The sequence below is a fragment of the Kordiimonas lacus genome (assembly GCF_001550055.1).
Taxonomy (GTDB): domain Bacteria; phylum Pseudomonadota; class Alphaproteobacteria; order Sphingomonadales; family Kordiimonadaceae; genus Kordiimonas; species Kordiimonas lacus.
In genome coordinates this window covers 286,155-308,243 of record NZ_LRUA01000006.1, presented here as the reverse complement: position 1 = coordinate 308,243, position 22,089 = coordinate 286,155, and the positions used below count along the sequence as shown (strand labels likewise).

At 54.5% G+C, this 22,089-nt stretch carries 20 protein-coding genes; 8 read left to right on the top strand and 12 right to left on the bottom strand.

Going from position 1 to position 22,089, the window contains the following annotated elements:
- Positions 1-187 precede the first annotated feature (187 nt).
- A complete protein-coding gene (gph, locus tag KORLAC_RS09570) occupies positions 188-853 on the top strand; it encodes a phosphoglycolate phosphatase (RefSeq protein WP_068305871.1) in 666 nt (221 codons plus the stop codon).
- Here the strand turns inward: gph and KORLAC_RS09565 are convergent.
- From KORLAC_RS09565 to KORLAC_RS09550, 4 genes are read right to left on the bottom strand one after another with little or no spacing between them, the layout of a single operon-like run.
- Positions 840-1,847: a nucleotidyltransferase family protein gene (locus tag KORLAC_RS09565; protein ID WP_068305869.1), complete on the bottom strand. Its 1,008-nt coding sequence runs from the start codon at positions 1,845-1,847 to the stop codon at positions 840-842. The genes gph and KORLAC_RS09565 overlap by 14 nt on opposite strands.
- Positions 1,844-2,773: an HprK-related kinase A gene (locus tag KORLAC_RS09560; protein WP_068305867.1), complete on the bottom strand. Its 930-nt coding sequence runs from the start codon at positions 2,771-2,773 to the stop codon at positions 1,844-1,846. Before KORLAC_RS09560 ends, KORLAC_RS09565 begins: the two co-directional genes overlap by 4 nt.
- Positions 2,770-3,072 carry an HPr-rel-A system PqqD family peptide chaperone gene (locus KORLAC_RS18795; RefSeq protein WP_074519310.1) on the bottom strand — a complete coding sequence of 101 codons (303 nt, stop codon included), beginning with the start codon at positions 3,070-3,072 and terminating at the stop codon, positions 2,770-2,772. Before KORLAC_RS18795 ends, KORLAC_RS09560 begins: the two co-directional genes overlap by 4 nt.
- A gap of 9 nt (positions 3,073-3,081) precedes the next feature.
- Entirely contained in the window at positions 3,082-3,876 is a 795-nt protein-coding gene (locus KORLAC_RS09550) for a hypothetical protein (RefSeq protein ID WP_068305862.1), read from the bottom strand.
- 255 nt (positions 3,877-4,131) lie between these two features.
- Here KORLAC_RS09550 and KORLAC_RS09545 point away from each other — a divergent pair, with 255 nt between their 5' ends.
- The 7 genes from KORLAC_RS09545 (at position 4,132) to phoB (ending at position 11,671) form a co-directional block, all read left to right on the top strand.
- Complete coding sequence (locus tag KORLAC_RS09545; RefSeq protein ID WP_068305860.1) at positions 4,132-5,415, top strand: sensor histidine kinase; 1,284 nt, start codon at positions 4,132-4,134, stop codon at positions 5,413-5,415.
- A gap of 127 nt (positions 5,416-5,542) precedes the next feature.
- Entirely contained in the window at positions 5,543-6,619 is a 1,077-nt protein-coding gene (locus KORLAC_RS09540; RefSeq protein WP_068305856.1) for a substrate-binding domain-containing protein, read from the top strand.
- A 102-nt stretch (positions 6,620-6,721) separates the two neighbouring features.
- Positions 6,722-8,101, top strand: a complete 1,380-nt coding sequence (gene pstC, locus KORLAC_RS09535) for a phosphate ABC transporter permease subunit PstC (RefSeq protein ID WP_068305854.1) — start codon at positions 6,722-6,724, stop codon at positions 8,099-8,101.
- Between the two features lie 9 nt (positions 8,102-8,110).
- Complete coding sequence (pstA, locus tag KORLAC_RS09530; protein ID WP_068305853.1) at positions 8,111-9,430, top strand: phosphate ABC transporter permease PstA; 1,320 nt, start codon at positions 8,111-8,113, stop codon at positions 9,428-9,430.
- Positions 9,431-9,461: 31 nt separating this feature from the next.
- The gene (gene pstB / locus KORLAC_RS09525; RefSeq protein WP_068307100.1) at positions 9,462-10,232 is read left to right on the top strand and encodes a phosphate ABC transporter ATP-binding protein PstB; all 771 of its coding nucleotides are present in this window, start codon (positions 9,462-9,464) and stop codon (positions 10,230-10,232) included.
- An 11-nt stretch (positions 10,233-10,243) separates the two neighbouring features.
- Complete coding sequence (gene phoU / locus KORLAC_RS09520; protein ID WP_068305851.1) at positions 10,244-10,957, top strand: phosphate signaling complex protein PhoU; 714 nt, start codon at positions 10,244-10,246, stop codon at positions 10,955-10,957.
- A gap of 24 nt (positions 10,958-10,981) precedes the next feature.
- The gene (gene phoB / locus KORLAC_RS09515; protein ID WP_068305849.1) at positions 10,982-11,671 is read left to right on the top strand and encodes a phosphate regulon transcriptional regulator PhoB; all 690 of its coding nucleotides are present in this window, start codon (positions 10,982-10,984) and stop codon (positions 11,669-11,671) included.
- 12 nt (positions 11,672-11,683) lie between these two features.
- On the opposite strand, the gene KORLAC_RS09510 is transcribed toward phoB, so the two are convergent.
- From KORLAC_RS09510 to KORLAC_RS09475, 8 genes are read right to left on the bottom strand one after another with little or no spacing between them, the layout of a single operon-like run.
- Entirely contained in the window at positions 11,684-13,576 is a 1,893-nt protein-coding gene (locus tag KORLAC_RS09510; protein WP_068305847.1) for an XrtA/PEP-CTERM system amidotransferase, read from the bottom strand.
- Positions 13,564-15,096, bottom strand: coding sequence for an exosortase A (xrtA, locus tag KORLAC_RS09505; RefSeq protein WP_068305846.1), 1,533 nt, complete (start codon positions 15,094-15,096; stop codon positions 13,564-13,566). The genes KORLAC_RS09510 and xrtA overlap by 13 nt, the downstream gene beginning before the upstream one ends.
- A complete protein-coding gene (locus tag KORLAC_RS09500) occupies positions 15,096-16,313 on the bottom strand; it encodes a TIGR03087 family PEP-CTERM/XrtA system glycosyltransferase (RefSeq protein ID WP_068305844.1) in 1,218 nt (405 codons plus the stop codon). The genes xrtA and KORLAC_RS09500 overlap by 1 nt, the downstream gene beginning before the upstream one ends.
- A 9-nt stretch (positions 16,314-16,322) precedes the next feature.
- Positions 16,323-17,369 carry a FemAB family XrtA/PEP-CTERM system-associated protein gene (locus KORLAC_RS09495; protein WP_068305842.1) on the bottom strand — a complete coding sequence of 349 codons (1,047 nt, stop codon included), beginning with the start codon at positions 17,367-17,369 and terminating at the stop codon, positions 16,323-16,325.
- Positions 17,366-18,289, bottom strand: coding sequence for an XrtA system polysaccharide deacetylase (locus tag KORLAC_RS09490; RefSeq protein ID WP_082714599.1), 924 nt, complete (start codon positions 18,287-18,289; stop codon positions 17,366-17,368). Before KORLAC_RS09490 ends, KORLAC_RS09495 begins: the two co-directional genes overlap by 4 nt.
- On the bottom strand, positions 18,279-19,379 hold the full coding sequence (locus KORLAC_RS09485; protein ID WP_068305840.1) for an XrtA/PEP-CTERM system-associated ATPase: 1,101 nt from the start codon (positions 19,377-19,379) through the stop codon (positions 18,279-18,281). Before KORLAC_RS09485 ends, KORLAC_RS09490 begins: the two co-directional genes overlap by 11 nt.
- Before the next feature lie 6 nt (positions 19,380-19,385).
- A complete protein-coding gene (locus tag KORLAC_RS09480; protein WP_068305838.1) occupies positions 19,386-20,867 on the bottom strand; it encodes a TIGR03016 family PEP-CTERM system-associated outer membrane protein in 1,482 nt (493 codons plus the stop codon).
- Positions 20,868-20,879: 12 nt separating this feature from the next.
- Complete coding sequence (locus KORLAC_RS09475; protein WP_068305836.1) at positions 20,880-22,076, bottom strand: XrtA-associated tyrosine autokinase; 1,197 nt, start codon at positions 22,074-22,076, stop codon at positions 20,880-20,882.
- Between the last annotated feature and the right edge of the window lie 13 nt (positions 22,077-22,089).

Below are 22,089 nucleotides of genomic sequence, written 5' to 3'. Positions count from 1 at the left end.
TAGAGCGACCCTTCGGAAAGCAAGCCATAACGGCCTTTTTCAGCCATTTCCACAGTTTCTTATGTAACAGTCTTTTCGCCCAAATACCTCAGACGAATTCTTGCCTTTCGCAACAGGCTGTCTTTCTTTACACAATATAGCGTCTTTTACCGGCCCTTGCCTGACACTTTGATGAGAGTTTTTGTTCATGTCCCTGTTCCCTGCCCAGAAGATCGTCTTTGACCTAGACGGCACCCTGATTGACAGTGCCCCTGATCTGCACGCCGCCACCAATCATGTATTGGAGCATATTGGACGGAAAACAGTGACGCTTGACCAGGTACGCCACATGGTTGGCTATGGCGCACTGACACTGATCAAGCTGGGCCTTGAAGCAACAGGCGATGGGGACGAATATACCCCAGAAGAATTACGCCCTGTGTTCCTTGACTATTACGGCAAGAATAGTACCGCCCACACACGGCTTTTTGACGGTGCCCTGGATATGTTGCAGCACTTCCGTGCTGCCGGCGTTGACTTGGCAATCTGCACCAACAAGCCATTCCTTTTGACCGAGCCCATTCTGGCCAATCTTGGCCTGCGGGATTTATTTTCCGCCGTCAGTGGTGGCGACAGCTTCGACTTCAAGAAGCCAGACCCGCGCCATATTCTGGAAACCGCAAGCCAGATGCCCGGCGAAGGCCCGATCGTAATGGTTGGTGACAGCCGCCCGGATATTGAAGCTGCCAGGGCGGCCGGTGTACCTGCTATTGCTGTCAGCTTCGGCTATTCGCAGACACCGGTACATGAGCTGGCCCCAGACCGAGTGATTGACAGCCTGGCAGAACTGAAGACCCTGATCACACCCGCCTGAGCAGCTTCTTCCACAGATGCCCCAGCAAGAGCGGCAGCGGCATTCGCATATAATGGCTTCTGACATATAGGACGCTGTTGGCAAGAAACTGGCCACTCCCTTGCCCGGCAGTCACGGAACGAAGGCAGGATTTCAGCACCAAGGAAGCGCGCGCGCCCCCAGCCTTGATGTCAAAATATTCATCTAACATCCACAGGGCCTCTGCCGTCGGCTTCTGCGCACCCACATCCGTAGCACGGGCCAAAAGACCTTGCCGCTCATCATCGCTCAGGTCCTGATAGAGATAATAGAGTTCAATGAAACTCCTGGCCGGCGTTTCAAACGCGCCGTCCCCAAAGATATGGATCGCCGAATGGATAAACCGGTCGGTCGGCGAGAAAACCATGAGATCACTGCCTTCAATCTGACGTGCGGCAGCCATCATCTTCAGATGGTCAGGCCGAATGCGTGAGGTGCGCGGTAGCAGCCGGTGATGCACATCAATAAGCGTTCGTCGCGTAACATGCCGCAGTGGTGGCAGCTCGTGCATCCAGCGGCGATAATATTGCTGATCATAAGCCCCGGATGTGCTCTCTTCCGCCCGCCATCCGGCCTGCCCAAGCAGCCTTTCAGTTTCACCCAACTGGGCTTCAGGTACCAGAATATCGATATCACTCACCCGGCGCCCTATACTCGCCAACAGGTGCTCCGCCACATAGGCGCTGCCTTTGAGCAGTATGGGCTGAATATCGGCACCCATCAGCGCGCGCTTGATGCGGTTGGTCTCAAAAGTCAGCATCCGCTGGTCATAGCTACTGCGGAGGCGGGCATTTTCGAGAATTTCTGCCAGCTTCGTTCCGACCGGCGCGTCTACCACAGCTGCAACCTGCCCCAATATATGGCTTTGCTGAGCCCACAAGGTGAACGCCGCTAGGGCTTGGGGCTGGTCAGGGAGCGGTGCCTGCCCCGTCGCAATTCGCAGGAAATCTTTTATGTCCGGCGCGCGTTGGATCATGGCACGTGCGCCTTCCAAAGCTCGCGAACCAGCGCGAGGCTGTCTTCTGTGCTGCCATATTCAATCTCATAGGCTTTCATGCCCTCAAGCATTGTCATCAAGCCTGAAAAGGCACGTTCACCGATCACCTGATAGTTTGGCGAACTGGCAATCAACTGCATAGCAGCGTCAGCTAGGTCAATTTCACGGCTCTCGGCTTGGGCCCCGTCTGTAAAGCGCGGGAACAGGATAAGGCGGGGTTTAGCCGCCCTTTGCATTGTCTCGATATCGCTTGGGCGCGGCCGGCGATAAGCAATGGCACCCTTCGGGGTATCATGGAGTGTATCACTGACCTGCCCGCTACCAGCAAAGCCCCGGACCACATCAATCGACGCATTCTTCAGCGACACCGGGCGTGGATACGCCTTTAGTGTGGCTGCATCCAGGTCAAGGATCGCGAATTCATCGGACAACAGACGCCAGTCTTCTTCCATCAAGGCGGCTGTCAGAGTGCTTTTTCCTCCCCCGGATTTGGCGGCAATGATCAAGGCATTGTCACCATCTGCCACAACGCCCGCATGGAAAATGGCAAAGCGAAAACATTGCAGCGCCACACTGAGGTTCAGGCCCATTTCAAAAGCGAGAGGAGACATTTCCAGCGGCAACGGTACAGCTGGGAACTGAAAGCCCGGATCTGGCACAATCTGGCGCCTGAAGTATTTCCGGAATTTGTTTGGCGGGCGCAGGCACAAGGAAAAATCACACAACACAGCTTTGTCGATGGATACAGGGCAGGCTGCATACATATCCCGGAAGAAATCAATTGACCGCCGGTCTGAAAGCTTAATCCGTGTCAGAAAAGGCCCCAAATCAAGTGCCAAGGTGCCAGACCGCAACGCATGAATAACATCTGACCGCGGATAATCGGATAACGCGCGCCTATTCATGGCTCTACCCGTTCTACAAGGCCAACCTCATCCAGTTCGCCGAACAATCGGCGCACAACACCGCTGGGGCATTCTTCGGGGGGCACCTCAAGATAGGCAGCGAAGCCCGCTATGATTTGGGTAAGCGTTTTGGGGTGTTCTGCGAGATAGTCCAGCATCGCACGAGATACCAGATTGAGCATATGAGTGGTGCCCGACACCCGGCTAAAGGCGAATGTCGAGTCCCCTATTTCGTGCAGGATATAATGATCAGGGTTTGCGACCCAAACCCAGTCGTCGTTGTTGGGGCCAGCAGACACTGTAGCCGTCTACTGCATTTCCAGATAGTTCAGGATCGACAACAGGCACGAAATACCCGGGAAACCACCGTCATTCCCATACGTATCCAGATACTTGCCCGCCAACAGCAGGTAAAGGCCGTTGGCCCCATTCAGGTTCCAGTTGCCGTTGCCGCTCAGATAATCGGCTGGCGTGATGGTGGTGTTACGGCTGATCTTATAGACCTTGTAACAATCGGTCCAACCGCCGTTACCGTTACCGTTACCGTTACCATTCCCGTTGCCATTGCCGCCACCACCATGGCGCCAGTCGTTGCCATTGCCGCTATAGTCATTGGGGCGGTTGCCTGGCTCACCGTCTTCGCCCTCTTCCTCAAACCACGGCGTTTCACGCGGCGGGTCAGCCGGACAACTATCCTGGTCATTGTTATCGCCGACAGGGTCGTCAATATCATTGCCCCAACCACAGTCATTGCCGTTGGCATCGTTCTGACCTGTATCGCATTCATCCGGGCGGAAGCGTTCCGGTACCGTTGAATCCGGGAACATATAGTCAGCGTTGCTTTTGAAGCGCTCGATATCCTGGGTTTTGTATTTGCCATGCTTCTCCCGGATGCTGTCATCGCCCATCCAGGCCTTGCCGTCATAGTCGACAAGAATTGTAACTTCATCAGGAATAACGAATGCACAATCCAGCGCGGAATGGACAGGCTGCGTAGCCGAGGCTTTCAGCGTCAAAACCATAGGGACGCCGGCAGCGCCCAACTTAAGCAACTGGCGACGGCGCGCTAGGAAATCGCCGTCCTTGTTCTGAATATTTGACACTCTGACTACTTCTCCAGACTTACAGGCATGGAAAATTATGCAAAAAATTTATTAAACTGAGTTTAACAGGCTTTACAGACACCGGTCTAGGCGAAAATGCCCCGCGCCAAGAGAATTGCGATATTTAAGCTCAATTCAATTGCCGTAATAAAACATTCACAAAAGTGCAAACTGTGTCATTTAAGGGAAAGCTGACTTTTCATATTTATGCGTCACCGTATGCGACACATGAATACATATTTAGGATGCTGATTGATGGCCCTGCAGTCGAAACCATATATAGCGTTGCTTAATGAACGCACGATCATTGTTGCTATTGTTTTTACATTGGCGCTCATGTGGTCATTCGGCCAACTCTCATTTCTGGGGGCGGTCATCGTTTCTGGCGTTTCAGCTTCATGTCTGGTGCAGCTGTCGGTAAGGCGACGGTTTGAGGAACTGGAAGCGCGTCGGGCGGCCATTCAGAAACGCAAGCGGGCAAAACGGCCAACGTCAGTCTCCATACGGGCGAAAGCCCTGGACCAGCTACCCTCGCCTTTCATGCTGATAGATTCGGATCACCGAATTGTGGTAGCCAACCTGGCTGCCAAAGACCTGTTGGGCGAAGACATAGTCGGGAACGATGCAACCTTCTACCTGCGCCAGGTCGAGTTCATTACTGCACTCGAAAAAGTCTTGTCAGGGCCAGGCAGCGACTTCCAGGTGGTCCGTTATACCAACAGCAAAGACCGCATTTTTGACGTAACAGTTGCAGCCATTCCGCACCGAAAGTCTGACGAACAGCAGCCGGAAGCTGTTTTATTTTTCTATGAGGTTACAAGCCTGATCAGGGCTGAACAGATGCGGGCCGACTTTGTCGCAAATGCAAGCCACGAGTTGCGGACTCCCCTCACTTCGATCCTTGGCTTCATTGAGACCCTGATTGGCCCAGCAGCAGACGACAAGGATGCCCATGGCCGTTTTCTGGGCATCATGCAGACTGAAGCCGAACGTATGGTCCGCCTGATTGATGACCTGTTATCGCTCTCGAGAATCGAAATGACCCGGTATGTCGCACCAGAAATGGAAGTCGACCTCAAGAAACTGATCGTCAATACGGTTAGCGCAATCCAACCTGCAGCGGCTGCCAGGAACATCAGGATGGAGTGTAACATTTCAGATAACTTGGCGTATATCCGCGGAGACGGCGATCAGTTGACCCAGGTCTTTATCAACCTGCTGTCGAACGCATCGAAATATTGCGATCCGGACAGCACACTGCATATCAGCGCCACACCGACGCTCGATAACAAGCGAATCCATGTCAAAATTCGCGATGAGGGCCCAGGTATCCCGCAAGAGCATCTCGCCCGCCTAACCGAGAGATTCTACCGCGTTGACACGGCCCGCTCCCGCAAAATGGGAGGGACCGGCCTTGGCCTTGCAATCGTAAAACACATTCTTTTACGGCACGATACCAGCCTCGACATCAAGAGTGAGGTTGGTAAAGGGACAGAGTTTTCCTTCCGACTTCCGATCGCCCAAAAGCCATCCGAATAGAACTGTCATCTGCCTGTAACATTTAAGCTGTAACAGTCGCGGTGCCGGCAGAAAGCATAGGCTTTCAAAATATATGAACCGGCCTGATAGGAAATTAGCCACGGGTGTTGTGGCAAGGAGAACTACGATGAAAAAATTCGCTGCTGCAGCCGCCTTGATCACCGCTGCCACTTTCAGCACCACCAGCGCGGAAGCACAGTCCCGGGATCAGATCCGGATTGTTGGTTCCTCGACCGTTTTCCCTTTCGCGACTGCTGTCGCTGAAGAATTCGGCCGCTCGACAAATTTCAAGACGCCGATCGTAGAATCGACTGGTTCCGGTGGCGGGCTGAAGCTTTTCTGCTCTGGCATCGGCACCAACCACCCCGACATCACCAACGCTTCCCGCCGCATAAAAGCGAGCGAAGTTGAGCTGTGCGCTAAAAACGGTGTGACCGACATTGTCGAAGTCAAAATCGGTTATGACGGCATTGTGCTGGCCGCGTCCAAGAACGCTGCCCCAATGGAAGTCAGCCTGCGCGACCTGTATCTCGCCCTCGCAGCGCAGGTTCCTGCTGAAGGCACTGAAGGTGGTGCAGGGAACATGGTCCCGAACCCATATAAAAACTGGCATGAAGTAAACCCCGCCCTGCCAAACAAGCCAATCGTGGTTCTCGGCCCTCCACCAACGTCCGGTACGCGTGACGCCTTCAACGAGTTGGGCATCGAAGGCGGCTGCAAGACTTTCGCTGGCATGAAAGCCCTGAAGTCTGCCGACAAGAAGCTCTATAAAGCTCTGTGTCGCGGCATTCGCGAAGACGGCGCCTACATTGAAGCCGGTGAGAACGATAATCTGATCGTTCAGAAGCTCCAGACCAACGACGACGCTGTTGGCATCTTCGGGTTCAGCTTCCTTGATCAGAACGGCGACGTAATCCAGGCCTTCCCTGTCGCAAAGAAGGTGGGCGAGGCTTCCCAGGAGCCGACTTTTGAAGCCATTGCAGACGGCTCATACCCGATTTCGCGTTCGCTTTACTTCTATGTTAAAAAGGCGCACGTGGACGTTGTCCCTGGGATCCGTGAGTATCTCGCAGAATTCACCAGCGACAAAGCAGCTGGCGATTTTGGTTACCTGGCAGATCGCGGCCTGATCCCACTGCCTGACGAAGACCGAGCAAAGTTTGAGCAGGCAGCAAGCGACCTGACCAACCTTGAGCTTGACTAACAGGTGTAAAATACTGTGTAGAGGGGCAACAAGCGACACTGAGCTGTTGCCCCTTTTTCAAATCTCGATACGTTCAACAAACCTGCGTAAGGCCGCCCTGATATGACGAGCTCCGCAATTTTTCTTTTTCTGGTGATGCTGGCGTTGGGTTCCTTCGTCTTTGCCCGCCAAAAAGCGCTGGCCGGCGCGGGCGGTGACCCTGCAAAACTGCACTCCCTGCCACGCCACTATGGCTATTTCGCTGCCACATGTGTCCTACTGCCCGGGCTTTTCGCCTTCGGCATATGGGTCATTTTCGGCAACAGCATCATCGAAGGCCTTATCCTTTCCGGCGTCCCTGACCGGGTTTTTGAACAGAATGGCGATCAGGCCACCTTGGTTCTAAACCGAATCCGGTTGGCGGTGGAAAATCCGAATTCTCCGGAAACGGATCCAGACATTCTGGCAGCCGCAGCGAAGTTTCAGGCCATCTATCTGAAGGGTATCTGGGCAGCCTTCGTACTGTCGATCTCTCTCGGCCTCGTTGGTTTGTACGTGGCAGTAAACCGCACCAAGCCGGACTTTCGCGCCCGCAACAAGTTTGAGCGTGTTGTCCTGATCACGCTGGGCATGAGCTCGGTCATCGCCATTGCGACCACGCTCGGCATTGTGGCCTCGCTTCTCTTTGAAAGCCTGCGCTTCTTCCAGGAAGTGTCGATCGCTGAATTTGTCTTTGGGTTGCACTGGAGCCCACAAACCGCACTGCGCGCTGACCAAGTTGCCTCCGCAGGAGCCTTCGGCGCCGTGCCGCTTTTCGCAGGCACCCTTCTGATCAGTTTTATTGCAATGCTTGTTGCCGGGCCAATTGGTCTGTTGGCAGCGATTTACCTCACCCAATACGCCAGTCAGCGCATGCGCAAGATCGCCAAGCCGATGCTTGAGGTCCTCGCGGGTGTGCCCACCGTTGTATACGGCTTCTTTGCAGCCTTGACAGTCGCACCGTTGTTCCGCGACATGGGGATCACGCTGGGCCTCGATATCGCAAGTGAAAGCGCGCTCGCAGCCGGCATTGTGATGGGCATCATGATCATTCCATTCGTTTCGTCCCTGTCTGACGACGCGATTACCGCTGTACCCAAATCGCTCAAAGATGGGTCATTGGCACTTGGCGCCACGCCGTCCGAAACAATCAAGCAAGTGGTTTTGCCTGCGGCCCTGCCTGGTATCGTGGGCGCCTTCCTGCTAGCAATCAGCCGCGCGGTTGGCGAAACCATGATCGTTGTGATGGCAGCCGGCATGCAGCCAAACCTGACAGCAAACCCGTTTGAGGCCGTAACGACTGTGACGGTGCAAATCGTGGCCCTTCTGACCGGCGACCAGGAATTCGATAGCGCCAAGACCCTGTCGGCCTTTGCGTTGGGTCTTGCCTTGTTTGTGTCCACGATGGTGCTCAACGTTATCGCGCTGAAGATCGTCAGAAAATATCGCGAAGTTTACGATTAAGGATGTCACATGTCGGATAACGCAAAAGAAATCAAACCTACCGACTGGCATTCACCTGAAATGAATGCCCGTATCAAGCGGCGCTATCGCAAGGAAAAATGGTTCAAAGGCCTTGGCTTTACTGCCGTGATCCTGGCGGCCATGTTCCTGGTGACACTGATTGGCAGAATCGCAGGCGACGGTCTTTACGGTTTCGTACAAACCAGTATCGAACTGGATATCCCGTTCGAGGAAAGCATCCTTGGTAACCCGCGCGAGATGTCAAAGGCCGACTTTGAAGAGAATGTACGCCGTGCCAACATGCTGCGTATTATCGACGCCAGCCTCCAGGGCCACTTCCCCGACGTGAAGAGCCGCCGCGATCGCCGCGAGCTGCTGCGGATGGTCAGCACCGGTGCACGGGCCCAGATCCGGGATATGGTTCTTGCAAACCCAAGCCTGGTGGGCACCACAGAGCGGGTGCGCTTGCTTGCGTCTGATGACGTCGACCAGCTACGCAAAGGTCGTATCGACGCCTCAGAGCCAGAGGCAAACCGCAAGGTGAAGGACAAGGAACTGGGATGGTACCAGAAGCTGAAGGAAGAAGGCCGCGTTTCGCTGAATTTCCACACGACCTTCCTGACAAGTGGTGACTCCCGCGACCCAGAACTGGCTGGTATCTGGGGCGCAACCGTCGGCTCTGCCCTCACCCTTCTGGTGACACTGGCGATTGCTTTCCCGATTGGCGTTCTGACGGCAATCTATCTTGAGGAATTCGCACCCAAGAACCGCTTGACCGACCTGATCGAAGTCAACATCAACAACCTGGCGGCCGTACCCTCCATTGTTTTCGGCCTTCTGGGCCTGGCTGTATTCCTTGGTGTCATGCACCTGCCACGCTCTGCGCCTCTTGTCGGGGGGCTGACCCTGGCTTTAATGACACTGCCAACCATCATCATTGCTTCCCGTGCTTCGATCAAGGCGGTTCCACCATCAATCCGGGACGCGGCACGCGGCCTCGGGGCTTCACCGATGCAGGTGGTTTTCCACCATGTCGTGCCGCTTGCGATGCCTGGCATCCTCACGGGTACCATCATCGGCATGGCACAAGCGCTGGGTGAAACTGCACCGCTTCTGATGATTGGTATGGTGGCTTTTATTGTTGATATTCCGGGTGGTGTGACGGATGCGGCCACAGCTTTGCCGGTGCAGATTTTCCTCTGGGCTGACAGCCCAGAGCGCGCATTCGTCGAGAAAACTTCTGCAGCCATTTTGGTGCTGCTGACGTTCCTGATTGCAATGAACGGCCTGGCCATCTGGCTACGCCAAAAATTCGAGCAGCATTGGTAAAATGTATAAAATGGCCTCAGAGTTGGAAACCATGACAGAAACACGCAAACCAAAAATGCTGGCGGAGAATGTGAACGTATTTTACGGCACAAACCACGCTGTCAAAGGAATTACGCTGGACCTCCACCAGGATGAGGTGACGGCACTTATCGGGCCTTCGGGGTGTGGCAAGTCCACCTTCCTGCGCTGTCTGAACCGAATGAACGACACGGTGGCCAGCTGTCGGGTCGAAGGCAGGATCACGCTTGATGGTGAAGACATCTATGCTTCCAGAATCGATGTGGTTCAGTTGCGTGCACGAGTGGGCATGGTCTTCCAGAAACCAAACCCCTTCCCCAAGTCCATTTACGACAATGTCGCCTATGGCCCGCGCATTCACGGGTTAGCACAGACACGTACCGATCTGGACGAGATCGTCTCTACGGCACTTGAAAAAGCAGGCCTCTGGAATGAAGTGAAAGACCGGCTTGAAAGTCCCGGCACCGCACTTTCCGGTGGCCAGCAGCAGCGCCTGTGCATTGCACGTGCCATTGCCGTGAACCCGGAAGTCATTCTGATGGATGAACCCTGCTCTGCGCTTGATCCGATTGCAACGGCCAAGGTTGAGGCCCTGATTGATGAACTAAAAGGCCGTTACGCGATTGCGATTGTAACCCACAGCATGCAGCAGGCCGCACGCGTATCGCAGAAAACAGCCTTCTTCCATATGGGGGACCTGGTTGAACATGGCGATACCACAGAAATCTTCACGGCGCCGAAGCAAGAGCGGACGCGCGACTATATTACCGGCCGCTTCGGCTAAGGAGTGTTGAGATGACGGATCATACTGTCAAAGCCTATGACGATGAACTGAGAGACCTGCGTGCGATCGTCAGCCGCATGGGTGGTCTGGCTGAAGATCAACTTGTTGGCGCCATGGAAGCATTGAACGAGTTTGATGCCGTAAAAGCTGCGGCGGTTCGCGCCTCCGACAAGCTGCTGGACAAACTTGAAATCGACGCCGAGAAGGCAGCAATCGTGGTGTTCGCCCGCCGTGCGCCCGTCGCTGATGACCTTCGCGAAGTGGTTTCAAGCCTTAAAATGACCGGCCTGATCGAACGGATGGGCGATTATGCGAAAAACATCGCCAAGCGGACACTGGCCATATCTGAAATGGGGCCAGTGGCATTGCCTCCGATCCTCGACCAAATGGCCCGTGACGCCCGGAAGATGGTTCAGGACGTGATGGACGCATACGTTCACCGCGACGCAGACCTGGCGATGGAGGTTTGGGAACGGGATGAGGCACTGGATAACCTGCACAATGCAGCATACCGGCACATTCTGGCCCGCATGATGGAGACCCCCGAAAAGGTAGGTGTCCTGACGCACTTCCTGATGATTGCCAAGAATCTTGAGCGCATTGGTGACCAGGCCACAAATGTCGCCGAGCAAGTCTTTTACACCCTACGGGGCGTAATGCTTGAGGAGGCACGTCGACCGAAACATGACCTGACCAGCACCGAGCTGATGACAGGTGAACAATAAACAGGGCAATCTAAGGAAATTCCTGTGAAAACACGTATTCTACTGATCGAAGATGACGAAAACATCACTGAGCTGGTGCGCTATAATCTTGAGCGCGCTGACTATAAAGTCGATGCCGTTGCCGATGGTGAAGACGGCCTTTACCGCGCCAGCGAAGAAGCACCTGACCTGATCCTTCTGGACTGGATGCTGTCGAACCTTTCAGGGCTCGAAATCTGCCGTCAACTTCGACGGAACGCTGAGACCCAGAATATTCCAATCATCATGCTAACGGCGCGCGCAGATGAACCTGACCGTATCCGCGGGCTTGAGACAGGCGCGGATGATTATATCTGCAAGCCTTTCTCACCCAAAGAGTTGATCGCCCGCATTCAGGCGGTACTGCGCCGCCTTCGCCCAGCCCTTGCCGGACACGAGCTGGCGTTTGAGGATATCAAGCTTGATAGCGTCTCGCACCGTGTGACACGTGGTGGCAAGCCAATCCAGCTTGGGCCCACTGAGTATCGCCTTCTGCGGCACTTTATGGAAAACCCGCGTCGGGTCTTCAGCCGCGAACAACTGCTGGACAGTGTCTGGGGCCATGATGTGTATGTTGAGCCCCGTACGGTTGACGTTCACATTCGACGCTTGCGCAAGGCCATCAACCTAGAGGACGCCCCGGATTATATCCGCACGGTACGCTCTGCTGGCTACTCGCTCGATAATTACAATTGACGCCTGGCAGGATCAGGCTGGACTGGCGTCCAGCTTGGCCAAACTGCGGTCCAGCATCAGGACGCACCACAGCGAGGCATGATGGTCTCGCTTCGAGGCTAGATGCTCTGCCACCATCTCCCTGAGGCCAGTTCTGGAAATAAGGCCTGAATCCAGCAGAATTTCGCTTTCACATAGGCTTTCAAGAATTGGCGCCAATTCCTCGCGCATCCACTGGCCCGCAGGAATATTGAAGCCCTTTTTGGGCCTGTCGATAATCTGATCAGGAATAAAGCCGCGTGCGGCCTTCTTGAAGGCGGCCTTGCCATCACCATCGACAATTCGGCTTTCAGGACCAAGCCTTACGCCCCATTCAAAGAATTTATGGTCCAGCAGTGGTACCCTTACCTCCAGGGAGTGAGCCATACTTGCCCTGTCTACCTTGGTCAGAATATCGCCAGGCAGATAGGTGTTGATATCAATATATTGCACCACCGAAAGCGGATGTGCGCCCGGAATATGCCCTGCCAGTTCTTCAAAACGCTCTTGCGGGTGATAGCCTTGCAGCTGCTTTTTCATCCGGTCTGACTGCAAGCGCAATCGGTCCCGGTCCGGTGTCTTGGCCACCGACTGGAAATACGCTTGTGCAGAATTTCGTGCCAGCCCTTCAAGAGTCGATTTCGCACGCAAGAACTGAGGCGCCCAATCCATCTTGGGATACACCTTGGACAAAGGCCCAAAGACTGCGCGCCGAACCATATGAGGAATGGCGTTACGGAACTGCTCTTCCATCATGTGAAGGCGGTAGCGTCGATAACCGCCGAAAAGTTCATCTCCACCGTCACCAGATAGCGCAACCTTCACTGTTTCCCGCGCCAGAGCACACACTCGGTAGGTCGGCAGAGCAGACATATCGGCAAATGGTTCGTCAAAAACATCCGGCATGACATCGATCAAGCTGGCGTCATGGGCAGAGATCAGCCGCATTCTATGGTGAGCACCAAAATGATCGGCCACATTCTGCGCATATCCACTTTCATCGAACTCCGGTACATCTGATCCGACAGAACAGGTTTCCACAGGCTTGTCGCTATTGCGGCTCATCAGGCCAACGACCATACTCGAATCCACACCGCCGGAGAGGAAAGCCCCCAAAGGCACATCGGCGATCATCCGCAGTTTCACAGCTTCCTCAAGGCGTTCCAGCAGCTCGTCCGTGTCCTCATCAACCACTGAAGGCGTTGCCATATCAAGCTGCCAGTAACGGTAGAGGTCAAACCGGCCGGTGTCTTTCGATAGGGTCAGGCAATGGGCGGGTGGAAGCTTTTCCACGCCAGTCAGGATCGACTTTGGGTCAGGCACATAACCGAGCGCCAGATAATCTTCCACTGCATCCAACCGCAAACGGCGTTGAAGGCCCGGGTGCTTCATCAGTGCCTTCATTTCTGACGCGAACAGGAATGTCCCATCGGGTAGGCTGGCATAATAAAGCGGCTTGATGCCAAGCCGGTCACGGGCCAGAAACAGTTCACCCTTGCGGTTATCCCAAATGGCAAAGGCAAACATGCCCCGCAGGCGACTGACACAATCTTGCCCCCATTCCAGGTAGGCTTCCAGCAAGACTTCCGTGTCGCATTCCGTCTTGAACGTATGGCCCAATCCCTCCAGTTCGCGGCGAAGAAACTGGAAGTTATAGATTTCACCATTGTAGGTCAGTACAACGCCTTCGTCGGCACTAAGCATCGGTTGGTGGCCGCCTGCTGCGTCAATAATCGACAGACGGCAGTGACCAAAGGCAACCTGATTGCCCCAGAAGTATCCGTCATCGTCCGGCCCACGGTGCGTGATACTTTCCGTCATCCGGCGCAATACAGCCTGATCAATGCGGGTCCGGGCAGTCGTGATAATTCCGGTTATGCCACACATACATTCTTTTCCTGGCCGGTTGCGCCCAGATCGAACACAAGAGTTGAAGGACTGAAGGTTTCAAAAAACTTGGTTAGAATAGCCCTGGGGTATTCCCCTGTCGACGGAAATTCTGCCGCTGCCACAAGCATTTGCCCAACGGCGTTCTGCCCCTTAAGGCGAAGAATAGCGAGCACGAGTTTCGCCCCGATCGGTGAACTGAAGAACTGGCCGTCTACATAGAATGTCTGCCAAACCAGCCTCTTCCGGCCATTACTGAAAATCACTGTTTCCTGGAATGCGGCAGCGCCCACAGATTGGACCTCTATATCCTGCCCACTCAGCCGAGACCACGTTGGCGCAGGCGCCATGGAGGTTGAGGCCGCCAAACGGTGGCCTACCCTGTCCGGGGCGTACAGTGCCGTGACACCAAAAACGGTATCTGCTTCAAGGCGGTACATCCAGGCTCTGGAGTGGTCTGCCGAGGGCGCATCCAACCAACCTGCCTGAACGTCGGGTGAAAGTGCGCGAATACCGCATCCATCACATTGGGGAATCTTGTAGCGAGCCAAGTTACAGGTAAACGCTTTTTCTGGGCCTGCAGGCAACCACCAGGCACTGAAAAGCACCAATAGCAGGCTGACTATCACTGCAAAAAACGCTGGTCTCTGTGAGCTATGCTCACCTACCGCATACACAGGCCTTTGATCCTCTTCCGCCTGTGTATCGTCAATGTCTGAGAATTTATATGCCGCTGCTATGAGGATAATCAGGACAAAGCTCAGGAACCCCCAACCATAAACGATGTGGTCGACGTCCTTTGCAAAAGAGATGTCTGTCGCCTCTGAAATCAGGAGCGTCCCATATACCCGCGCCACATTGGCAAATATTGGAACAATCACAGACGCCACTAGCATAACCACACGCCGACGCCAACTGCGAAACGCCAGCCGACACAACAGAATGCCCGTCACCAAGCTTGAAAACAGGAACTTCACCCCAGCGCACGCGGCTGCCACTTCGAAAAGCCCTGATGATAGTCGGATCAATACCCCATCCGACTGGTGCGCCACACCTGTAACATCCAGTGCCCAGATGGTTATCTTTGCGGTGAAGACCTGCAGTGGCCCTACCAACTGCCCCCCAAACGGCACAAAGGCAAACAGGAACAACAGCGGAAACAACAGGGCACGGTAAATGGCACGCCCAAGACAGGCCACCACAAGGAACTGAATAGCGCCGATGAACGCCACATGCTGAACAATCTTGGCTTCCGCTGCCCCTCCCAGGAGCCAGAGGCAAGACACAAAGGCCAGTCCAACCGAACCCGGCCACCAGAATCTGATTGGTATATTTGCCAACTGGGCGCGGTCCCGCCAAATCAACCAGACGCTGACAACAGGTACCCAGATTCCATGGCTGAAGGTATCCACAGTCCACACCAGAGTTGCCATATGCCGCAAGGTGTCGAACCACGCCAGCACCAGCAATAGCAGGCCTGCCCCAAGGAGGCTCAGATTCAAACGGCTCGATACCGGCATCACTGCGTCTCCTCGGGCATAACCCGGTCAATCAGCGCATCCAGGCGCCTCAAGCTTTTCGGCCAGCTATAATGTTCAACCATATGTTGGCGCGCGGCCTGGCCGAGCTTGGCCGCTGCGGCTGGGTTCTGCAACTGGGCGACAACTGCAGCTGCAAAGTCTCCGGCGCCGTCGGCAACGACAAGATGCTTGCCTGGTTCTGCATCAATGCCTTCCTTCGCAGCCGAGGTTGCCACCACAGCCTTACTCATGGCCATGCCTTCAATCACCTTGTTCTGAATGCCACGGGCAGTCAGCAGCGGCGCAACAACAAGTCCCGCCCCGGCAATCGTTTCTGCCATATCGTCAACAAAGCCCAACACTGTGACGTGCGGCTTATCGGCAAGAGCCCTCACCCGGCTGTGTACCGGAGCACCGGCAATCACAAACTCAGCGTCCGGCACGGTGCGGCGCACAATCGGCCAGACATGAGACACGAACCAGACAGCGGCTTCGATGTTCGGTTGATAATCCATCGCACCGGTAAATATGACCGTTCTTGGGGAAACGGTTAGCGCACTGAACCGCGATGGATCAAAGGCCTTGAGGTCCACCCCGTTGTTGATGTGGCTGGCGCGTGCTTTGCTGTCGCCCCCCAGTTTCTCCCTGAATAGTTCTGCTTCTGCGTCGCTGACAAAAACCGTTGCTGCAGCTGTGTCAGCAATCGCGGTTTCGAATTGAAGCAATAACCGAGCTTCCCGTCCATAGAGCCAGCGAAGGTGCCAGGAACTCTTCTGGGCATAAGCCGCCCATTTCTCACTGTCCACATCGACGAGGTCAGCGACAACGGGGATATGGGCCGGCCGGTCGGCAACCAACGGCGCGACGGCAGCAGAGAACAGAAAGATCAGATCAATTTCATCTCGTGCGAACAGGTCATCGACATAAGCTTTCAGCTTATTCTTCGGATATGCCGAAAGCGTCATGGAGCGGCCTCGCAGAATGCCAGTCAGAATTCCTGCGATCTGCGAAAAGCGGCTAACGCAACGGTAACACAGGCTTTTCACCTTTGACTGCAGAAACGGAATATGCGTCAGATCTTTAGGCTGATCGACATAGAATCCCAGATAAACCTCATGGTTCTTCAGCAAATGGTCCAGAAAGTGCCATGACCTGATCTTGTCGCCCTTGTTGGGCGGATAGGGAATGCGGTGCGCCAGAAAAAGTATTCGTGCCATCCCTGCCCCCTATCCCAGATGCTTCGCGATCGGCGGGCCAATCAGATTTGCGACACCCAGCGGCAGCCGCTTCCACGCCTCGATTACCAGGCTGAACTTTCGGTTTTGCGGCGACATATCTGACACGTTGGCGCCCGGCGCCAGCCTGTATTCATATTCCAGTGGCGTGGGCTCGAACCCCCAGTTCTTTTTGAAGTTAAAGGGACCGGTACCGATCTTGCTCCGACCGAAGTCAAACTTTGAGAGCCCATCTGCCTGAGCTCGTTTCATCAGCTCAAAATACATAAAGTCGTGCGCGGCCAACTTACGGGCCTGCGCACTGCCCCCTGCATAGAAAGGCAGCACTGTGTCACGCGTGCGAAAGCTCATCAGGCTGGCCACGCCTTTACCACCAGCATCACGGATAACCTGGACCAGAACGTCATCCTCGAAGACCGCTTTGAAGGCAGTAAAAAGCCGCTTAGGAAATACCGGCGTCCCCAGTCCATGCACTGAATAGGCATAAAACTGGTAAAATTCATCTATGCCCGCATTCCAATCATTTACGATATTTTGTTTAAGTGATTTCCTAACAACGGCGCGCTGCTTTCGCGGGATCTGCAACAAGATATCCTGCTCATCTCCCGACGCCAGATCGCGAATGAAGGTTGCGGCTTTCCCCGGCACAGTTTGCCATCCCTCTGTGGCCTGATGGCGTGGCCGAATAGTGCGGTATTCCAGCGTGTCGCAGCCGGCATCACGAGCAAGGTTCCAAGCTGCTTCATCAAGCGCGTCATAGGCTTCATCGCTCCCTGCGAGTGGGCCACCATACACGCCAAACATTGTGGAGCTGGCTTGTTTTCCAAACAACAAACTGCGCCTGAGCGTTAGCGGCAACACCCCAACAAGCGATCCATCCTGTTCAGCAACAAGGAATGGGCTTTCATGCCCTGCTCCAGCTTCAATGACCTTTTTCCAACCGGCACGGTGACAGAAGGTCCCATCAGGGTGCTGCGCCACAAAAGCATCCCAGGCAGCGCAAGAAGCTGCATCAAGATGCCGCACGCGCACTGTCATGGATTACCTGCCTGGCCAGCTTGGGCAAACATACCGCCATATATTTCGTCCATGCGGGCCCATTTTCGGCTATCGCACAAGCGGCCAACTTTTTTGGCCATTCGGGCCTGATTAGTATAATGCCTGAAGCGGGAGAGCCATGGAGCATTCTCGACATAAGGCTGGCCCGGGTCCATTTCCCACGGATGCATATAGAAAACACCCGGCAAACCCGATTGTCGGACGCTCAAGCTGAACAGCCCCTTCCCTAACATGTATGGTAAAAGGCGAAAATATCCGCCACCCGAAGCCGGCCACGCCCGACCCAGACGGTAGACGCTCATCGGCACCTCGAGTATTCGCCCGGCCCCAATGGGCCAGAAGGGTCGCCGCGGCGCTTCCGGCATCCCATAATGGTCATGCTGAATGGGATAAATGCTAGAACTATAGTGAAACCCGAGCTCCTCAAGGCATTCATAAGCCCACCAGGTATCTGGCCTCAGGGAAAAGCTGGGGGCTCGGTAGCCTTTAACCGCCACACCTGTCGCGTCTTCCAGCTGCGCCTTGGCGCCGGCCACATCCTGAAGAAATTGACCTCGGGTCATGGTAAAAAGGCGCTTGTGATCCCTGCCGTGGCAGGCAACCTCGTGCCCAGCGTCGTGAATGGCTTTGATCAACAGCGGATGCCGCTCAACCACCCAGCCTAGACAAAAGAAGGTACCCTTGACCCGGTGCCTGTCCAGAAGCTCCAGCACCTTGTGCGTTTGGCGTTCAACACGGCTTTCAAGACTGGGCCAGTCTTCCCGGTGAAGTGTGTTTTCAAACGCACCCACCTGAAACCATTCTTCAACGTCCACGGAGAAGGCAGATCGGTCGCCAAAGTTGGTGCCGGTCGCGACAGGCTCAATCGACGTAAGGATTGATGCGTCCCTACTTGTCATCCTTTGCACCGCCACCGGCAAGCTGAGCCATCAAATTGGTCAATTGCTTGAGGGTTTCGTCCTGCGACTTCATCATATTCTCAAGCTGGTTGATGCGGTTCTGCATCTCATCTTTTTCTTTGTCATTGCCGCTGTCCTTATCCTTAGACTTGGCAGACGAAGATTTACCAGAGCTACCACCACTGGACTTCTCAAGAGGTAACGACGGATCATTTTGCAAGTTAACGGGCGCCGCCATCGGCCGCTGGATCGCCGAGGAGGTCGGTGTTACCTGGCGCGTATCGCTGGCCATATCCGCAATCACTGCATCAACGGTTTCAGCGTCAACCGTATGAATTTCCTCAAGCGCACCATACAGGAGTATCCGCGAACAAAGGGTATTCAGGCGACGCGGCACACCAGCGCTATGCTGGTAAATCGCTTCAACAGCGTCAGCTGTGAAGCAAGGGTCATTGTCCCATCCCACAAGGCGCAGGCGGTGCTCGATATAGCCCGCGAGCTCCTCTTCTTCCATCGGCTCAAGATGGTGGGTCGCGATCACACGTTGGCGCAACTGCTCCAGCTCTGGGGCAGCAAAAATCCGTTCGCGAAACTCTGGCTGGCCCACAAGGAAGCTTTGCAACAATGCCTTGTCGCCTTCCTGGAAGTTGGACAGCATGCGCATCTCTTCAAGCGCCGCATTCGACAAGTTTTGCGCTTCATCCACAACAAGAAGGGCACGACGGCCCATTTGGAACTGTTCCCTCAGGTATTTTTCAAGGCGCGCCAAAAGCTGCCCCTTGTCTTCCGCCTGGGCATCCAGCCCGAAAGCTGCAACCACGCTACGCAGTAGATCTTCCGCACTAAGCTGGGTACTCACGATCATCGCAGCGATGAACTCGTTGCGATCAAGCGTTTCAAACAGGTGACGCACCAAGGTCGTTTTACCAGTACCGATATCGCCGGTAACGATGATAAAACCCTCCCCCTGGTTCAAACCATAGGTAAGGTAAGCCATCGCCTTCTTGTGCGTGCGCGAACTGAAATAAAATCGAGGATCCGGCGTCAGCTGAAACGGCCGTCCCTGCAAATTATAAAAACTTTCGTACATACCGCCTTAAAACGTCCCTCTTAGATACAGGGTCAAAGCATTTTCCATCAAATCCGAGCCTTGCTCGTTCGACTGTCGCTGACTGTGGCTAGCATTTACTGCAAGAGTAAAATACTTAGACAGACGCTTTGACCAATCCAAGCTCCCCACAATGTAATTATCTACCCGAACTCCGTCCTCAAATCTACTGCGACGATAGCTTATTGTTCCAGATAAATCAGTGTTTTTATTTATACTTCGCTTGAACCCGGTGGAAAGCCCCCAAGAAGCGGCAGTCCCGGAACTATCGTCAAAGGTGCGCCACTCCATATTCCCGTTCACATAAAGCTGCGAACGCTTGTGTCGCCAGGTTAGTACCGCATTGACGTTCCGGCGACGGAAATCAACATCCGATAACGAAAAGCTGGGGTCTGTCTCGTCAACTGGTAAGCCTTGTGAGTCAATAATGCCCCTTGACGGGTCAAACTGCAGAGACTGCAGATTGTCATTCAGGACAATCGCGTTCGACGTAATTGTGTCGGTATAGGTTGCTGCCAAATCCAGCCGGACCGAGAAGAAATGCTGCAACCGCCCATACCATTTGGTACGGTTGCCCTCCTTGCCCCATTTCATGGTCAGGTCAAGCTTACTGCCGGGCGTCAGGCGAAATCCCGTCTCCCACGAAATGCCATCAGCGGCAAGCGCCGATGACTGCAGACCGTTGCTGGCGTAGCCAAGCGAGCCAAGAAGCGCAAAATGCCGGCTGAATTTCAGATTGAGTTCACCGCCAGCAGTTTCTGACGTAAAGTCATTAACTTCCAAGCTCCGTTGACTGCGTTGACTGGTCGCAAAGAGCCGCCATTCCAGATTGTTGAACCGTTGACCTGAGCCCAAGGACGCTCTTATTTCATGGGTCTGCGTATCCGAAAAATTGGACGTAATGGTTTCATCATCAAGGTTGTCAGCCGGACTCAGCGTCAGCCCATATCGGTAGCTGACCCGCCAGTCTGCATAGTTCCTGATCGTCCCTTTGAGGATTGCACTGCCCGTGTAACTCTGCACCAATCGCCGGTTACTACTTTTATTCGCAATACTTTTCGACAGGCTACCGCCGCGGTCCAAGAATACCTGTCGCAGACTGGCCCGGCTATTGACAGTCAGATGATCTTCCCAAACATCCATATCAAAGGTGCCAAAAAGATTGTGGCGGCCTTCGGTGGACCCATCAGACATGAAGCGCAGGTAATCGTACGAATAGTCCAGCGCACCACGCAGTTTACGGCCTTCAATCCTGGTGTTCAGGCCAGGCGCAAAATTTAGCACCAGGTCAGATTGCCTGTTCGCTTCTGTCAGGAGCGAATTGTCGGAATAGGCCAGTTTGGATTCTACCCTCGGGTCAAACCAGACATGCTGCGCATAGGCTGCCTGCAGCTCGCCCCCCAGGCCAAGCGCCAAGGCACCCAGCGACAAGCGCCTGACTGATTGGATGTTGCTGGAGACAGCCCCCACCTAGCGTTTCCCCTATCGCCCGCCGTAACCGTAATATGATGCAAATTTCTTGTTGCTACCGCTGTAACGGGTCTTGTTAAGGAGCAGATTGATATGCTCGCAGGCACTGATCATGCTCAAGCTTTCCTTGATCTGCGGCTCTGTCGTTTTCTCTGCCTCAATGACAAAGATTGTCTGGCCCATATAGAGCGCCAGTACAGAAGCAGCAGAGCTGGCGAGCACGGGCGGCGAGTCAAAAATGACCAGTCGGTCTGGATAGCGCGAACCAATCTCACTCACGATCTTTTCCATCCGTTCACTGGCAAGGAGCTCGGTCGTAAGATTATGTTGGCGACCGGCAGGCAAAAGAACAAGGTTCGGGATATTGGTCCTGATCAGGCAGTCACCAATTTCAATTTCGTCGTCGGCAACCACGTCCATCAAGCCCCGGCCACCACTGACCCCCAGGCGGTTCAGGACCTCGGGCTTTGAGAAGTCGGCGTCAATCAAAAGCACTGTCGTATCCTGCTCAGTTGCTACTGACAGCGCCAGATTAATCGCGCAAAAAGACTTGCCCTCACCAGGATTTGAGCTGGTAACCAGTACCACATTGCCGTTGTTAACCCGACGTTCCTTACCGAACGCATTCAACAGGATCGAGCGTTTGATGATCCTGAACTCTTCAGACATCAGGTTTGGCGGCATGTCTGGCGTAATATAGCCGGCTTCTCTAAGCGCCATCAGGTCAATTTCCTGGTCCTTGCGCTTACTAGACCCTGCCCTGCGGGCCTTACCCACTTGTTCTGGCTTGGGTGGGGGTGGAATGTCCAGCTCGCCGGACCTAGGCGGTTCTGCCGGGCTCGGTGGCTGCACCGGAAGCGGCCTGTCACCAATTTTATCAGCCAGACGATCTGCTGTGCTGCGCCGCGCTTCTGGCGACCCAATACCCCCCACACCCTTCTTCGGTTCAGGGGCAGAATCTTTAGCTTCCGAGCGTGAGCTTCCTGGCTGGCCAATGCCGCGAAACTGCTTGGGCTTCTCTTCCTGCTGTGCTGCAGGGTTTAGTGATGACGGATCAGACTGCTGCTCTGGCTTATTGGGGCTACCAATACCAATCCCCTGCGCCTTGGATGGCTTTGAAGCAGCACGTTCAGCAGCACGTTCTACCAGAGAACCACTGCCCTCTTTCTTTTTCTTTTCTTTTTGCGCTGCCCGCTCAATAAGATCCATTACGCAACACTCA

Bases quoted from the DNA above. Each gene is read 5' to 3' on its own strand.
- gph (WP_068305871.1), top strand. From the start codon at position 188: ATGTCCCTGTTCCCTGCCCAGAAGATCGTCTTTGACCTAGACGGCACC.
- KORLAC_RS09565 (WP_068305869.1), bottom strand. From the start codon at position 1,847: ATGATCCAACGCGCGCCGGACATAAAAGATTTCCTGCGAATTGCGACG.
- KORLAC_RS09560 (WP_068305867.1), bottom strand. From the start codon at position 2,773: ATGAATAGGCGCGCGTTATCCGATTATCCGCGGTCAGATGTTATTCAT.
- KORLAC_RS09545 (WP_068305860.1), top strand. From the start codon at position 4,132: ATGGCCCTGCAGTCGAAACCATATATAGCGTTGCTTAATGAACGCACG.
- KORLAC_RS09540 (WP_068305856.1), top strand. From the start codon at position 5,543: ATGAAAAAATTCGCTGCTGCAGCCGCCTTGATCACCGCTGCCACTTTC.
- pstC (WP_068305854.1), top strand. From the start codon at position 6,722: ATGACGAGCTCCGCAATTTTTCTTTTTCTGGTGATGCTGGCGTTGGGT.
- pstA (WP_068305853.1), top strand. From the start codon at position 8,111: ATGTCGGATAACGCAAAAGAAATCAAACCTACCGACTGGCATTCACCT.
- pstB (WP_068307100.1), top strand. From the start codon at position 9,462: ATGACAGAAACACGCAAACCAAAAATGCTGGCGGAGAATGTGAACGTA.
- phoU (WP_068305851.1), top strand. From the start codon at position 10,244: ATGACGGATCATACTGTCAAAGCCTATGACGATGAACTGAGAGACCTG.
- KORLAC_RS09510 (WP_068305847.1), bottom strand. From the start codon at position 13,576: ATGTGTGGCATAACCGGAATTATCACGACTGCCCGGACCCGCATTGAT.
- xrtA (WP_068305846.1), bottom strand. From the start codon at position 15,096: ATGCCGGTATCGAGCCGTTTGAATCTGAGCCTCCTTGGGGCAGGCCTG.
- KORLAC_RS09500 (WP_068305844.1), bottom strand. From the start codon at position 16,313: ATGGCACGAATACTTTTTCTGGCGCACCGCATTCCCTATCCGCCCAAC.
- KORLAC_RS09495 (WP_068305842.1), bottom strand. From the start codon at position 17,369: ATGACAGTGCGCGTGCGGCATCTTGATGCAGCTTCTTGCGCTGCCTGG.
- KORLAC_RS09490 (WP_082714599.1), bottom strand. From the start codon at position 18,289: ATGACAAGTAGGGACGCATCAATCCTTACGTCGATTGAGCCTGTCGCG.
- KORLAC_RS09485 (WP_068305840.1), bottom strand. From the start codon at position 19,379: ATGTACGAAAGTTTTTATAATTTGCAGGGACGGCCGTTTCAGCTGACG.
- KORLAC_RS09475 (WP_068305836.1), bottom strand. From the start codon at position 22,076: ATGGATCTTATTGAGCGGGCAGCGCAAAAAGAAAAGAAAAAGAAAGAG.